15 protein-coding genes are annotated in these 13,724 nt (G+C 43.8%); 8 read left to right on the forward strand and 7 right to left on the reverse strand.

Translation table 11 applies throughout. The annotated features are described in order from the left end of the window. Positions 1 to 192 precede the first annotated feature (192 nt). Both nadE and VP97_RS23270 read right to left on the reverse strand, forming a co-directional pair. Positions 193 to 1,020 carry an ammonia-dependent NAD(+) synthetase gene (gene nadE, locus VP97_RS11265; RefSeq protein ID WP_050181957.1) on the reverse strand — a complete coding sequence of 276 codons (828 nt, stop codon included), beginning with the start codon at positions 1,018 to 1,020 and terminating at the stop codon, positions 193 to 195. A gap of 199 nt (positions 1,021 to 1,219) precedes the next feature. Beyond that, entirely contained in the window at positions 1,220 to 1,375 is a 156-nt protein-coding gene (locus VP97_RS23270) for a DUF1540 domain-containing protein (RefSeq protein ID WP_082220325.1), read from the reverse strand. 127 nt (positions 1,376 to 1,502) lie between these two features. On the opposite strand from VP97_RS23270, the gene VP97_RS11270 reads away from it, so the two are divergent. Together VP97_RS11270 and VP97_RS11275 are read left to right on the forward strand one after the other, a co-directional pair. Then, positions 1,503 to 2,438, forward strand: a complete 936-nt coding sequence (locus VP97_RS11270; RefSeq protein ID WP_050181958.1) for an NAD(P)/FAD-dependent oxidoreductase — start codon at positions 1,503 to 1,505, stop codon at positions 2,436 to 2,438. A gap of 87 nt (positions 2,439 to 2,525) precedes the next feature. Then, positions 2,526 to 2,972, forward strand: coding sequence for an OsmC family protein (locus tag VP97_RS11275; protein ID WP_050181959.1), 447 nt, complete (start codon positions 2,526 to 2,528; stop codon positions 2,970 to 2,972). Between the two features lie 41 nt (positions 2,973 to 3,013). Here the strand turns inward: VP97_RS11275 and VP97_RS11280 are convergent, their stop codons facing one another. The 4 genes from VP97_RS11280 to VP97_RS11295 form a co-directional block, all read right to left on the reverse strand. Next, positions 3,014 to 3,592 carry an SCO family protein gene (locus VP97_RS11280; RefSeq protein ID WP_050181960.1) on the reverse strand — a complete coding sequence of 193 codons (579 nt, stop codon included), beginning with the start codon at positions 3,590 to 3,592 and terminating at the stop codon, positions 3,014 to 3,016. 16 nt (positions 3,593 to 3,608) lie between these two features. Next, entirely contained in the window at positions 3,609 to 4,049 is a 441-nt protein-coding gene (locus tag VP97_RS24510) for a hypothetical protein (protein WP_050181961.1), read from the reverse strand. Positions 4,050 to 4,057: 8 nt separating this feature from the next. After that, on the reverse strand, positions 4,058 to 4,477 hold the full coding sequence (locus tag VP97_RS11290) for a hypothetical protein (protein WP_050181962.1): 420 nt from the start codon (positions 4,475 to 4,477) through the stop codon (positions 4,058 to 4,060). A gap of 166 nt (positions 4,478 to 4,643) precedes the next feature. Continuing rightward, positions 4,644 to 5,186, reverse strand: coding sequence for a hypothetical protein (locus VP97_RS11295; RefSeq protein ID WP_050181963.1), 543 nt, complete (start codon positions 5,184 to 5,186; stop codon positions 4,644 to 4,646). Positions 5,187 to 5,560: 374 nt separating this feature from the next. On the opposite strand from VP97_RS11295, the gene VP97_RS11300 reads away from it, so the two are divergent. From VP97_RS11300 to VP97_RS11315, 4 genes are all read left to right on the forward strand, one after another. After that, positions 5,561 to 6,325 (forward strand): hypothetical protein, encoded by a 765-nt coding sequence (locus VP97_RS11300; RefSeq protein ID WP_082220327.1) that lies wholly within the window; start codon positions 5,561 to 5,563, stop codon positions 6,323 to 6,325. Between the two features lie 63 nt (positions 6,326 to 6,388). Next, the gene (locus VP97_RS24845) at positions 6,389 to 6,961 is read left to right on the forward strand and encodes a hypothetical protein (RefSeq protein WP_342667318.1); all 573 of its coding nucleotides are present in this window, start codon (positions 6,389 to 6,391) and stop codon (positions 6,959 to 6,961) included. 28 nt (positions 6,962 to 6,989) lie between these two features. Beyond that, positions 6,990 to 7,286 carry a hypothetical protein gene (locus tag VP97_RS11310; RefSeq protein ID WP_050181964.1) on the forward strand — a complete coding sequence of 99 codons (297 nt, stop codon included), beginning with the start codon at positions 6,990 to 6,992 and terminating at the stop codon, positions 7,284 to 7,286. Between the two features lie 15 nt (positions 7,287 to 7,301). After that, positions 7,302 to 10,955, forward strand: coding sequence for a multicopper oxidase domain-containing protein (locus tag VP97_RS11315; RefSeq protein ID WP_050181965.1), 3,654 nt, complete (start codon positions 7,302 to 7,304; stop codon positions 10,953 to 10,955). A 93-nt stretch (positions 10,956 to 11,048) separates the two neighbouring features. On the opposite strand, the gene VP97_RS23815 is transcribed toward VP97_RS11315, so the two are convergent. Beyond that, positions 11,049 to 11,498, reverse strand: coding sequence for a hypothetical protein (locus VP97_RS23815; protein WP_156153469.1), 450 nt, complete (start codon positions 11,496 to 11,498; stop codon positions 11,049 to 11,051). A gap of 230 nt (positions 11,499 to 11,728) precedes the next feature. Between VP97_RS23815 and VP97_RS11325 the strand changes: the two genes are divergently transcribed. Then, positions 11,729 to 12,589, forward strand: coding sequence for a hypothetical protein (locus VP97_RS11325; protein ID WP_050181967.1), 861 nt, complete (start codon positions 11,729 to 11,731; stop codon positions 12,587 to 12,589). Between the two features lie 298 nt (positions 12,590 to 12,887). After that, positions 12,888 to 13,724 (forward strand): YndM family protein (locus VP97_RS11330; protein WP_050181968.1); only part of this gene is annotated, 837 nt, incomplete at its 3' end.

The raw sequence follows: 13,724 nt of genomic DNA on the forward strand, positions 1-13,724 counted from the left end.
AAACACTTATCTATTTTTTGTTCGTGTTCACACATTTTGACCTCATTTTATATGGTTCAAAGGAGACGGTCAAGGCATTGTTCTGTTTATTGAAAATTCAAAAAGTAATAAGGTGCACAGCTCTGCGACGGATACCGTTTACATCATTTTCTTTTCTCCATAAAAAAGCTTTCCGGCCTATGCCGGAAAGCGTTAGTTTTTCCAAAAGTCATCAAAAATAGTAATCGGCAAATGACGTTTGTGACGTGTTTTTGTAAAATGAGCTTCGATTTTTTCGGCGGCTTCAACTGGAATTTCTTTTCCTTCAAGGTAATCATCGATTTGCTCATACGTGACACCCAGTGCCGTTTCATCAGGAATAAGCGGTTTATTGTCCTCAAGGTCAGCCGTCGGCACTTTCATATACAGGTGCTCTGGCGCTCCCAGCTCCTTCAGCATTGACCGCCCCTGGCGTTTATTTAAACGGAACAAAGGCACAATGTCTGCTGCCCCGTCGCCAAACTTTGTATAAAAGCCAGTGACCGCTTCTGCTGCATGATCCGTGCCAATTACAACTGCGCCCTTTGCTGCTGCAATCGCAAATTGAACTTTCATCCGTTCACGTGCTTTATCGTTTCCTTTAACAAAGTCGGAAATTTCAATGCCGGCAGCTTCAATTGCTGCTTCGCTTGCATCCACTGCTCCTTTGATATTAACTGTCAGACGCTCATCCGCGCCGATAAAGTCCATAGCATCCTGAGCGTCCGGCTCGTCTTTTTGAACACCGTATGGAAGGCGTACTGCATAAAACGTATAATCCTTGTTCGTTTCTTCACGAAGTTCCTCGACTGCCAGCTGCGCGAGACGTCCAGCAAGTGTTGAATCCTGTCCGCCAGAAATACCAAGAACAAATCCTTTCAAGAAAGAATGCTGCCGGAGATAGTCTTTGAGAAAATCAATGCTTCGGCGAATCTCTTTTTGTGGATCGATTTGCGGCTGCACTTGCAGTTCTTCAATGATTTCTTTTTGTAATTCACGCATGATACAAGAATTCCCCTTTCATTTCTAGCTCTTTCTAGTATCATACCACTTCCGCATGTGAATCAACCAACAAAAGCAAAAGTTTATCTTCTCTTCAAAACAAACACCCCAAAATAAATTGTACCCATGTATGAAAAGGAAGGAATTATCAATACTAAAAAAGAGGACAGCCCGATGGCTGCCCCTCCATTTTTACAACTTACACTTCTGGTACAAATGTTTTACAATCGGTTTCTTCCTGTTTGGAGGCTTGCTTGCCTTTATGACTCACTACGTAAATAGACTCTGCGCCGCACTTGTTTCCGGAATTCCAGTACTTACAGTTATTCACTTCGCAAAGAACGTCTTTCGCCATTGGTTTACACCTCCTGGACTTTAGTATGACCAAAATGAGTGTGACCAATACTGTTGTTTTAACGTTTGATTTCGCGTTATTAAGGGAACAGGCGAAACGATAATAAGACTAAACGGGGGCCATAAACATGGATAATGAGCAATTGGACGTCGTCATTGCAGGCGGTGGACCGGGCGGGTTAAATGCAGCGCTCGTTTTGGGCAGGTCGTTGAAAAAAGTGCTGGTTATTGATGAGGGCGAGCCAAGAAACAGCGCTACACTGGTATCGCACGGTTTTTTAACAAGAGACGGCTCGAGCCCGAACGAGATCAGAGAAATTGCCAGACAGCAATTAAAAACGTATCCAAATGTCACTTTTATGATGGATGTTATAGAAGACGTTGAACGAAAAAACGGTCTTTTTTATGTAAAAACGAAAAATGGAAAAACAGCGTCCGGCAAAAAAATGATTTTTGCCACCGGAATGAAGGACCATCTGCCCAATATTCCGGGTTTAAAAGAAGTCTATGGAAAAACAGTTTTTCACTGCCCGTACTGTGACGGCTGGGAACGGCAGCATGATCCTATTGCACTTTTTGCTCAAGGAAAAGCACTCCTTCCTTTTGTGAAGCTTATTTTCAATTGGAGCCATGACTTAATGATTTTTTCAAACGGACCTGCCGGCATAACAGCAGAGGAAAGAGAACAGCTTGAGCACTACGGCATTCCACTGATTGAAACACCTATCGCCGAGCTGAAGTCTACAGACGGCCAATTAAAAAAAGTAATTTTACAGAGCGGAGAAAGTATCCATCGCAGTGGTGGATTTATGGCTTCCACTGGAGAACGCCAGAGCTCTATTCTTCCAGCCCGGCTTGGCATCCCGCTCAATGATAAAAATGAATACGTAACCGGACAGCATGGACAAACAGAATTAAAGGATTTGTTTATTATCGGAGATGCTAAAAACACATTTACAAGCCTGGTCGGTGCTGCGAGTCAGGGCTATGAAGCCGCCGTAAAAATAAACGGGGATTTGGCAGCGGAAAACTGGGCAGCCGGTCTGAAAACAACTTCTCGCTAGGCGGTTTCTCCGCAGCCCATTTCGTGTTTAATTTTTCTGAACTGCGGCAAGCTATACGAGCATGCCATACAACAGGAGGATCGATACATGGATTTAAAAGACAAAATGACTTTTCATGTAACCGGTACAACGGAAAAATTAAGAACGACTATTCAATCAAAGCAGCACACAATCATATTGGATGAACCACCAGCAGTTGGCGGCGGTGATAAGGGGCCCGATCCCCTTTCGTATCTTCTTGCTTCTTTAGCCGGCTGTGAAAATATTGTCGCTTACATGGTAGCGCAGGAAATGAATTTTGACCTTCAGTCTATGGAAATAGATGCAAAAGGGCAGCTGGACCCACTCGGCATGCGTGGAGAGCCGGAAGTCCAGGTGTTTTTTGAGAAAGTCTGGTTTAAAGCAAAAGTTTCAACAAATGAGTCCGAAGAGCGACTGGCAGAATTAAAAGAAAAAACAGATGCCCGCTGCCCTGTCCTGACACTGTTGAGAGCAGCCGGCGTTGAATTAGAAACAGAATGGGTAAAAGCATAATAAATATCCCGGTCAGCCCCAAATGCGTTTGGGCTGACTTTTCATTTTATTAGCTGGATAAGATGCTCGGTCGTTTTTTCAATATCCACTCTTTCCGTTCCTGATGCCATCTCATGCACCGCTCTAATCTGGCCGCCCGCATCTACAATATACATGGATGTTGAATGAGTAATCACGCCTTCTTCGCTTTTTTCATATACCATATTAAACTGCCTGGCGTAATTTTCTGTTTCCTGTTCGGAGCCTCTCAAAAACAGCCAGTTAGGTGAAGTAATCCCAAACGCTTCCTTATATTGCAAAATGACTGGAGCTGTATCGAATGCCGGGTCAAGCGTGACCGATAAAATACCATATTGATTTTCTGATATTCCTTTTTCAGCCAATGCCTGCTGCAGCTTTTTTAAATCCTGCATTGTAAACGGACAGATATCCGGGCACTTCGTGTAAAAAAAAGCTACCAGCATGGGCTTTCCTTCTAGTGAAAAATCACTTCCACTCACTTCCTGCAAGGAGGCTCCTTCCACTTTTCCAAGCTTCGGCAAGTCTGATAAAGAGGTCCACACGTAAAAAATGAACAAGCAGCCTGCTAATGCAGCAGCCGAAACGATGACCTGCTTCACTTCCTGATTCCCCTTTCTACAACCGCAATGAATGACGAATGGACAGTAATACGCACGAATAAAAGCAAGCAGCCACAAATGGGATACTGTACAAATCGACAGCAGCCGCTGATTCGACAGGAATTCTGCATAAAGCTGGATTTTGCAGCACAGCTCCAAACATTGTACCCATTGCTCCGCCCATCGCTCCATTGTACAATCCCGTTAATTGGGCCGGTGTTCGCAGCAAAGCACCGAATTTCCAGCCAATCCATATACCAAGAAGCAAAGAAGCAGCATATAGATCCGGAAAAAGCAGAATGGTGTACATGCTAAAAAGAAAAGACGCAAGCATGGTGATGGACATACAAATGACCAGCGTAAAATGATCATCGAAAAGCAGCCGCTTTTTCCTTAACAAATGATAAACCCGGTATAATCCAATTCCGCTCCAACCGCTTAAAAGCAAAGTAAACATCAATTCCTTCACGACCTTTGAATAGAAATAACGATAAAAAGAATACAGAACAAAAAAAGACCGTGAATAAACCAAATTAGTTGTCCCGGCATATCCAGTACTGACCCCAGCATGGGAGCCATCAGGCCGACAATAAAGCCATTTGTTAACCCGGCCAAACAGGTTTGATAATCAAAAAGCAGCCCGAATGCTGCGCCTGCCGCCACACCAATTGCTGCGGAAATGATCGTAATCAGTGTAAAGTGAAAGGGAAACAATAAAATAAAAACAATCCCAGCCAGCAGGGCTGCAACTCCGCCCATTACCTGACTGATATTCATTCCGAGCTGAATACCAATCAACTTTTTCCGGCGGAATACATAAACAAATAAAATGCTGTATAGTAATAAGTCTATCGCCAAAAGGTATGCCAGGGTAATTTCCTTCATTTTCGCACCTCACGTTCACTGGCTGAATAAGTTAATAAAAACAGCTGCTGTGCCATTTTTGCTTTTTATAGCTATGCGTGTTGTTAAGCAGATATCTCTTTTGGTCATAAATATAAATAAGACCCCTTTCAGCTCAGGGGTCTTACCAAACCTTAAAGGGGCTGCTTTATTTCTTTTCCAGCAAAACAAAATCTTTGAATGTGAACATAGCGGCTGTTACTGTTGCGGCTGCTTCCGGCTCTTCCTCTTCTTCTTCCAGCCCTAGCACGTCGACTTCCTCTTCTTCCGGCTCTGCTGCTTCTGCGCTGTAGGAAACAGCATTGAAAACAACTTTTGCATCATCATCCTTACTCAGTACTGTGATGCGAATTTCAAATGAAAGAACTGGTGTTGCCAAAGGACCGCCTGTTAGTAAGTCCCCAAAAAAGTGCTGTGTCTGATGGCACGGAATTTTTGTTTTTTCTGCAGGCATGACCGGTACAGCCATCGCTTTCATTGGAACGGCCATACCAACAGGTGTAGTTGCAAGTCCAGCAGAAATAGCAGGGTCACCCCAGTTTAACACCTCTACTTTCACCTCAACTGCATTTTTATCAAAGTTTGTAACAGATACCCATAGTTCTTGGGCAGCTTGAGCAGCTGCGGATGTTGCATTTGAAATAGGTCCTGACGTATACACTCTCTTGTGTTTTTTATCTTTACATTCCATTTTCTTTTCCTCCTTTTTATAATGATCAAGATTTTTTTTGTAATGATACGCATTACAACGTTTGCAATTTTTTGCCTTAGGATTATTCTTGTATCGGCAGTGGTTGCATTTCCAGGTATGCATGTGTGCGCTAACCTCCTTCCTTTTTTTATTCCAAGTTTTTTTCTTGGTTCTACATCGTATGAACCTGCCAACACGCCCGTATAATGCGTCTAACCAATTTTGCTAACTTTTTTAAGCAATCTTCTTTTATTCTTTAAAGTTCTTATCCCGCAAAGCAAAAAACAACCTGCTGTTCAGGCTGTTTTTTTATCAGCATAATCATTCCAGGTGTACATATAAATTTTCTGTAGTCTGGCATAAGGGGGAATGTAATGAAAACCGGTATGAGATTTGACCAATACCTTTCCGTTTTACTCGAAAAAAGAAAGCATGAACCGCGGACTGAAAGCAAAATAATTGAAAAAAAAGTAAGCTTCAGCTCCCCTTCCGGATCAGTGCCTACAGAAGAAATACGCTTGTTTACTGAATACAAGGAACAGGCAAACCTGCTGCAAATCGCAAAATCAGCGCCCGAAAAAAAGAAGTTCTTAATGCTTAAGAAGTTTCTTAAAATGAGACGGAATCAGCAGGTTATTGTTTTTTTGAAAAAGAATGACCAAGTTGTTGAAATAACAGGCAAGGTGAATGCAGTTGGCCGTGATTTTGTCATGCTCACAAGTATAAAAGAGCGGATCTGGATTCCTTTTCAAGCCATTGAATCTGCTAATATTCCAACAGGCATTCCTCTTTATTCCACCACCCATCAAAACGTTATTTATGATAACCAGCTCAAACAGCGTTTACTTTCCAATTTTGGCGAGACCGTTGCCGCAAGAGACGTGCTCATTCAGCAGTTTTATGAAGAAACCCTTTTAACCAACTTGAATTCCTGGAAGTCATTCTGGGTAAAAGTCGAGACTGAGAAAAAAACTTTACTCGGAAAAATTGAGGATACAGACGGCCAGATCCTCCGACTGTCTTTTGGGAAGGAAAAATATGAAATTAACGCTGCGCATATTGTCTCAATCCGAAGCATACGTTACATAAGCCTATTTCCATTAATTGTATCAAGGCTATTTCAAAGAATTACCAGGTGAATGTGGTCTTCATTCTCCCATCGCACGCTTGTCGGCGAAACCATTTAGTAAAGGAGAAATAAAATGAGCAAAAAACAGGATGAAAAAGAAAAACGAGATGAAAACCTGATTGCCGAGGAAAATGAAACGGCAGTGCTAGAAAGCGAAAGCACGAGCGATGAACTAGAACGATCAGCGGACAACGCGGAAGAAAAAGAACATCCAGAAGAGCAAGAAAACGACGAAGAACAGGTTGAGGAAATAGAAGAAGAAGAGGAAGAAGAGGAAGAAGAGGAAGAAGAGGAAGAAGAGGAAGAAGAGGAAGAAGAAGAAGAAGAGGATGACGAGGAAGAAGAGGATGAGGAAGAAGAGGATGACGAGGACGATTTTATTGAAGAATTAACTGGTTTAATTGGCGAAAGTGTTTTGATTGTGACAGAGGCTTCTCAGCTAAATTTGCTTGGGCAGACATTCAGGCCAATTTTTTGCGGGCCTATCGTTGAAGTTGACGGAGGCCATCTGACGATTGATCCGGTTACCATTAAAATTTTAAATGCTCCGTTTTTTCAATTCCCAACACCGTTGTCTATTCCTATAGAAAAGATTGCTCAGCTGACACCTTGTTTTGATTGTGGAGAGCGATTCCCACTTATTTAAAAAAACAGATAAGGGGTGTGTAAACAAGATGACCTTTTCTCTTCCAAATTCAGTAGACTTTGCCGGTATTCATAACGCAGCGCTCATCGACCATTTTGCAGCAGGTATTGGCCAGAAAGCCTTTATATTAACACCCTCCTACCCATTTATGTTTATTGGACAAATCGTTTCTTTAATTGACAACCATGTTGAGCTGCTTGTTGAAACAACACATTTTGCGCAGCTGGAAAACCGCACCTGGATCATCAACGTACAAAATATAGAGGTGTTTTACATCGAATTTCCTGGTGAACCGTGCATTCCAGAGTTAAATGATATGGTGTAACAAGGAGGGAAAACGATGATACGGCGTTTCCATGTAGTCGCGATTCCCATCCGGATGGTCGTCAACAATTTTGGCGACCATAACCCTGATGGACAAATGTATGTGCTGAAGGAAAATGAGTCAAAGGTGAAAGAACTGATCCGCAAAAATCCTTTTACTCCCGTAGACCTGGTGCAGCCGCTTACGATCAGGGCGAACGAAGGTGATGTTGTTGAAATTCTCTTTGAAAATCAGCTTCCCTTTGCAGCAGGCATGCACTTTCAAGATCTTGATTATAACGTGCTGACATCAGATGGAGCCAATGTCGGATTTAACCCGAGCTCACTGGCTGAATGCGGTGAACAGCTTCTTTACAAGCTGGACGCTACGTTTGAAGGAATTTGTTTTTTCACCGATGTTGGCAATGTATCGAGCACAGAGAAAGGCTCCAGTATCCAGGGCCTGTTCGGCACATTGCTCGTTGAAAAAAGAGGCTCCTGGTGGACCGATCCCATAACAGGCGGACCGATCAACAGTGGCGCGTTTGCGGATATTCACAATCCTTTCCTTCCCTCCTTCCGTGAGTATGCATGGTTTTTCCATGACGAAATGGAGGTCGATGATTTAACGGGCAACCGTCCGCTGAACCCGATGACCAATCAGGAAAGCGAATCGTTTCACGGGGTGAACTACCGGTATGAACCCCTTCACAACCGCTTAAGGCTGGTGGAAGAAGGAGTTGTCTCTCCCGAGGTTGAAGGCGAAGAGGTTCATCATGACTCCTGGATGTTCGGTGATCCGGCAACACCTATTCTGCGCGGATACCGGGATGACCCGGCTATTATCCGCCTTATTCATGCGGCTTCAAAAGAAACACACGTTTTTCACTACCATGCGCATCAATGGCTGAGAGATCCGGGTAACGTTCAGTCTGAAATTGTGGATGCGCAGGCGATCAGCCCGCAGTCTCACTATAGCATACAGCCTTTATACGGACTTGGAAGTCTGCCTGGCACGATCGGGGATGTGATTATTCACTGCCATTTATACCCGCATTTTGAAGCCGGCATGTGGGGGATGAACCGCATTTTTGACACATTGCAGGACGGGAGCCAGTGCTATCCAAATGGCATACCAATCGCACCACTTCAGCCGCTTCCCGACCGTCCTTTTCCGCCGCGTCCGACAAAAGAAAGACCGGGATTTCCAAACTTCATTCCCGGAAAAGTCGGCTGCAAGGCGCCACGGCCGCCTCTCGGCATTGTCGGTGGCCGGGACATGACCGAGCTTGAGAAAAATGCGGCGGTACCCAATGCAAGACCAGGCGCCGTGTTTGTAGATCCGTGCCTGGATAATCCGGTTGTTGTCGAGTTTAATATATCGGTCATTGAAATGCCGATCGTTTATAACAAACAAGGCTGGTACGACCCAAAAGGAAGACTATATGTACTCGATGAAGATTTAGATGATGTACGGTCCGGAAAAAAAGAACCAGAACCGCTTGTTTTACATGTACCCGCCGGCACCTGTATTCGAATCAACTTTACGAATCGGCTGCCCCATATTTTAGATGGTGACGCTTTTCAGCTGGTGACGCGGACCTATGAGGTCGGTTTTCACATTCATTTCGTAAAATTCGATGTTCTTGTATGTGATGGTGCTAACGTAGGCTGGAATTATGACAGCTCCGTTCTTCCGAATGAAACCGCTCGATATGAATATTTTGCCGATACGGAATTAAAAGCCTTTTTCGTTCACGATCACCTGTTTCCTGTTTCCCATCAGCAGCATGGGATTTTTGGAACAATTGTCGTGCAGCCTCGCTTTTCTCAGTTTTTGGATTCTAAAACAGGTGAAGAAACCGACCAAGGAGCCGAGATTACTGTCCATCACCCGCTAATTGCTGATTACCGTGACTTCACCCTGTTTGTCCAGGATTTTGCCCTGTTGTTTGATAAAGACGGCTGTCCGATTCAGCCGCCGCAGTTTCCCGGTTCACAGGACGATCCCGGTATTTTTGCGGTCAATTACAAAAATGAACCGCTGCAGTTCCGGCTCGGGAAAGAATGTGACCCTGCTTATTCCTTCAGCTCTTATGTGAATGGAGACCCCCTCACCCCTGTTTTTCGGGCTTATGAAGGAGATTCCATCCGCATTCGGCTGCTGCAGGGTGCCCATGAAGAATCACACAGTTTTAATTTGCATGGATTAAGGTGGAAGTCTGAACGGCCGAGCAATGATTCACAAATGCGTTCGCAGCAGCATATCGGCATTTCAGAATCTTTTACATTTGAAATGGATATTCCAAGAGCCGGTGATTATTTGTGGGCTTTTGAAACAGAAGAAGATATCTGGAACGGTACGTGGGGACTGATTCGCGCTTATGACCAGGAAGTAGAAGACTTGATTCCGCTGTCTGACCAGCCCTTGCCGGAGCCAAGAACACGGCCGCTGCCTGAGGTAACCGGAAAGCCGCCGGCTCCTGCCGATCCGCAGTCTACCCTTCCGCCTGAAGTGGCGCACAATGCGCCGATTCGCCGATACAGTGTCGTCGCTTTTCAAACGCCAATTTTATACAACTCGTTCGGAGACCATGATCCATATGGTATCGTGTTTGCTTTAGAAGAAGACGTAGACGACATCCTGTCGGGCAAAAAAAATCCAGAGCCGCTTGTTCTTCGCGGAAATTCTGGTGATCTTGTGGAAGTGACCCTGACCAGCAAACTAAAGTTTGATTTATTCCCGTTTCCGGATGGCATCCACCCTTACCCGCCGGTAAAAGAACAGGCTTTTTATCCGCCTTCTCTGCGGATTTCCCTGCACGTCAATATGCTCGATTATGATGTGACCACTTCGAGCGGCGGCACTGTCGGTTTTAATCCTGATCAAACGGTAGGTCCTGGTGAAACGATTACGTACCGCTGGCATGTGCAGGACGCCATGGGCACCTGCGCCATGTGGGATCTGGCTGATTTACGGAACCACCGCTCCTTTGGAACATTTGGCGCCTTTATCGCAGAACCGCGCTTCACTACGTACCTTGATCCTTACACGCTGGAGCCTGTCCGAACAGGCACCAATGTGCTGCTTCAACACCCACTCAACGACAGGTTTAGAGAATTTGTGCTGGTGATGCATGACGGTGTTCGTTTAGAGGATAAGCATGGTAAAGTGATTATCGATCCACTGGATGGTGTCCTTCTAGAACCCGACGAAGCTGAAGATGATGAAGTAGACACTTATGATTTTGGTTCGCGCGGCTTTAATTACCGGACGGAAAGGCTTATTAACCGCTTCCGAAAACACCCTGTTTTAGGTGACTTATTTAGTTCAGAGGTACACGGTGATCCGGCCACACCTGTTTTTGAAGCGTATCCCGGTGATCCTATTGTTGTCCGGCTTACCACTCCTTCAGAACGTCGAAGAGCACATACTTTTCACATCCATGGACATAATTGGAAATTTGATCCGAGAGATATTGAATCCCGTATTGATTCATACACAGGCCATATGGTTGTAGGTGTAACGGAAGATCTCCTCTTAATCGGCGGTGCTGGCGGAACGTATAACTACCCAGGAGATTATATGTACCGGGCCGGAAACATTCGCTGGGATATTGAGCAGGGAATGTGGGGAATTATTCGGGTTCACAGTAAAGTACAGCCTCATTTGCCGCCTTTGTCTCATTGATGTTTGCAGAATCATCGAATGGTTCGTTTTCCCATAAAAAAGCGGTAATCCTTACGGATTACCGCTTTTTCATACATTTTCACATCGGAAAGCTTAAAATTTGTCTAACTGTTCTACCCATTTGATTTTATCAAATTGGACAAGAAAAACTTTTTTCTTGAATTCATGCTTATGCTTCGCTTCTTTGACTTTCACAACCACCTCGACAAAATCATTTCCTACAAAGGTAATTTTTCCTTGAACGACTGTTTCTTCCTCAAGGCCAATCTTAACACGGCAGCCGATCAGCTGACGCAGACGAAACGCCATGCTGCTTCTTAATCCGCTCAAGCGAATGCGGAATCGGTTGTCACATAGACATTTATTAAAATGATCATTCATGTGTCCATGTCCACAGCGGCTGCATAAGCCTTGATGCGTGAAGTGGTGGTCTTGATGATGGTTTTGTGTGTGAAAACAGCCGAAATGATGGTTTTTTTTGCAGCCACAGGAATGGTGATCATGTTTTCCGAAATCGTGACAACCACAGTTTGATATAGTCATCTTTCTCCTCCTCTCTCTTTATAAGTCAGCTGATAAAAGCATCGAATAAAAGCTGCTTTGCTTCTTACAGCCTACTATTATCTTATGCTTGACTAGTAAACACGAATAAACTACCGCCCTTTTCTGCAAAAAAATAGAATTCATTTTCAAGTCACCACTAAAAATCCATTACATACGATATGAAGAAAGAATAACGTGGTTTTTACTTGTGCTAAAAAGGAAGTGATTCTATGCAGGAACATTCAGATTTTGAAGGTTCTTTTGAGCAGGAGGAATGTTGTTCAAAGGGCGAAAATAGACCAGCTTTCCCTTCACCGCCTTCCTGTCTCCCGGAACAAGAGCAGGAGGAGCTTGAAGCAAAAATTGACGAAACAAACGCGCTTCTGCTTAACCTTGCTTTATCGAACGAACAGTCAGAGGAAGGACGCAGAGTATCATTTGAAGGTTTGGTAGGCCAGTGGGCAGAGGTCATTCTTACACGCGAAAGTGAAGCAGACCTGCCGGCCGTTAAAAGAGGAACAAAAACAAAAAGCAGTAAGGATGGTTTACTTAAGAGAAAACGAGCAGCCAGAAAACAGAAAAAAAGCGGCATTGTATGGTCGAAAGCACATGCCAGCCGAAAAAAGCTTCTTAAAAAAACACGGCCAACAAGCAGGGCTCTTCTTTACAAGCAGTCGGGACGTGTCCACATTGCTGGACGTGACTTTGTTGTTTTAAAGAAGAAAGAACAAGAAATAATCATTCCTTTTTCAAAAATACAGTCTATAAAGTCTTTTACACGCCACCCCGGACTTGTAAAGGAGCCGGCATTGATTGATATTGATCCCCTGCTCCGGCGATGTCTTACATTTAAATTCGGAGAAACGGTTGCTTCCTCTCCTGAATTGATTCATCTTTTTTTTAAAATAACGCTTCCGATTTTTTTATTAGGCTGTATCGATAAAAAGGTAAAAATCGTTTTATCCAAAAAAAGTATAATCGGCTTCATTCATGAGGTCAACGAAGAAACCGTTACTATTGTCACCCCCAAAAAAGTAAAACGCATCATTCCTTTAGAATCGGTTCATTTAGTTGTTTTGTCGTCCCTTTAGAAAGACAGCTGCATTTTTTGTTATTTTCCTCCAAATAAAATGATTTTATGCTGTTAGTAAAACGGATTCCCTCTATACAAAATGCCGGTCCTTTACAAATACAAGGGCCGGCATTTTTGCCGTTTAAACTTACTGGAAAGCAAAAAGCAAAATAATTTAAATATTTTCGCTTTCAACTTCACATCCTACTCAAAGGCATGACAAATCAGCTGATGAGTCATCCGTTTATTTTTCATCCGTTATCAAGCAAAAGAAAGCACGATGGCAACGACTTTAAAGAGGGAGAGGAGCAAATACGATGAAATATGTAGCAGCATTGTTAATAAAATTTGTCATGGTGACCGTTGTTCTTTGGATTATTTTAGGTTTAATGTTTGGTATTTCCTTAGGTGACATCCTTACAACAAGCGTTGTGCTGACCGCCGCCGGCTTTCTTCTTGGGGACTTATTTATTTTACCACGCTACGGTAATCCCACTGCGGCTGCGGCAGATTTAGTTCTTGTATTGATTGGTGTTTGGCTGCTGGGATCCATTTTATTCGAACCGCGTATTTCGTTATGGTCAGCTGCTCTTTTATCCGCCGTTGTGATTGCAATTGGCGAGTACTTTTTCCATATGTATATGCTGAAGCAGGGGCCGGCTGGACAATCCCAGCAAAATAAGAAAAACACCGGCGGCCAAAACGACAACAAAAATGCCAATAACGCTGTTTCTACTTATAAATACCAAACTGAAGCGGGATCAGATATGGCGATTAGGCCTGCCATTAATAAAGCCAATATTGATCAGCAGGGCGCTGTGATTCAGGACCAGAAAAAGAAAACCATTTCTGTGGACCGATACCAAACCGAAGCCGGCTCTGATATTTCTGTTAAACCGGCTGATGAGCAAAATAAAAAGAATAAACAAGGCGAAGCCGCAAAAGCTGAGAAAAAACAAAAAGATCCAACTGACCAATATGGGACAGAAGCCGGCCTCGATATGTCCTTTGCTTCCCGTATTCAAAAAACCGGGAAAAACAGTGTACAAGGCGTATCAGCACAATCCGAGAAAAACCAGCAAAATTCATCCGATCAGTATAATACAGAAGCCGGTTCCGATATGTCCATGACCTCCGGCAATCAAAAAGCCGGG

Origin of the sequence: Domibacillus robiginosus, from assembly GCF_000966195.1 — a bacterium.
Lineage (GTDB): Bacteria > Bacillota > Bacilli > Bacillales > Domibacillaceae > Domibacillus > Domibacillus robiginosus.

Excerpts from the sequence above, each read along its gene's own strand:
- nadE (WP_050181957.1), bottom strand. The coding sequence starts at position 1,020 with ATGCGTGAATTACAAAAAGAAATCATTGAAGAACTGCAAGTGCAGCCG.
- VP97_RS23270 (WP_082220325.1), bottom strand. The coding sequence starts at position 1,375 with ATGGCGAAAGACGTTCTTTGCGAAGTGAATAACTGTAAGTACTGGAAT.
- VP97_RS11270 (WP_050181958.1), top strand. The coding sequence starts at position 1,503 with ATGGATAATGAGCAATTGGACGTCGTCATTGCAGGCGGTGGACCGGGC.
- VP97_RS11275 (WP_050181959.1), top strand. The coding sequence starts at position 2,526 with ATGGATTTAAAAGACAAAATGACTTTTCATGTAACCGGTACAACGGAA.
- VP97_RS24510 (WP_050181961.1), bottom strand. The coding sequence starts at position 4,049 with ATGTTTACTTTGCTTTTAAGCGGTTGGAGCGGAATTGGATTATACCGG.
- VP97_RS11290 (WP_050181962.1), bottom strand. The coding sequence starts at position 4,477 with ATGAAGGAAATTACCCTGGCATACCTTTTGGCGATAGACTTATTACTA.
- VP97_RS11295 (WP_050181963.1), bottom strand. The coding sequence starts at position 5,186 with ATGGAATGTAAAGATAAAAAACACAAGAGAGTGTATACGTCAGGACCT.
- VP97_RS11300 (WP_082220327.1), top strand. The coding sequence starts at position 5,561 with ATGAAAACCGGTATGAGATTTGACCAATACCTTTCCGTTTTACTCGAA.
- VP97_RS24845 (WP_342667318.1), top strand. The coding sequence starts at position 6,389 with ATGAGCAAAAAACAGGATGAAAAAGAAAAACGAGATGAAAACCTGATT.
- VP97_RS11310 (WP_050181964.1), top strand. The coding sequence starts at position 6,990 with ATGACCTTTTCTCTTCCAAATTCAGTAGACTTTGCCGGTATTCATAAC.
- VP97_RS11315 (WP_050181965.1), top strand. The coding sequence starts at position 7,302 with ATGATACGGCGTTTCCATGTAGTCGCGATTCCCATCCGGATGGTCGTC.
- VP97_RS23815 (WP_156153469.1), bottom strand. The coding sequence starts at position 11,498 with ATGACTATATCAAACTGTGGTTGTCACGATTTCGGAAAACATGATCAC.
- VP97_RS11325 (WP_050181967.1), top strand. The coding sequence starts at position 11,729 with ATGCAGGAACATTCAGATTTTGAAGGTTCTTTTGAGCAGGAGGAATGT.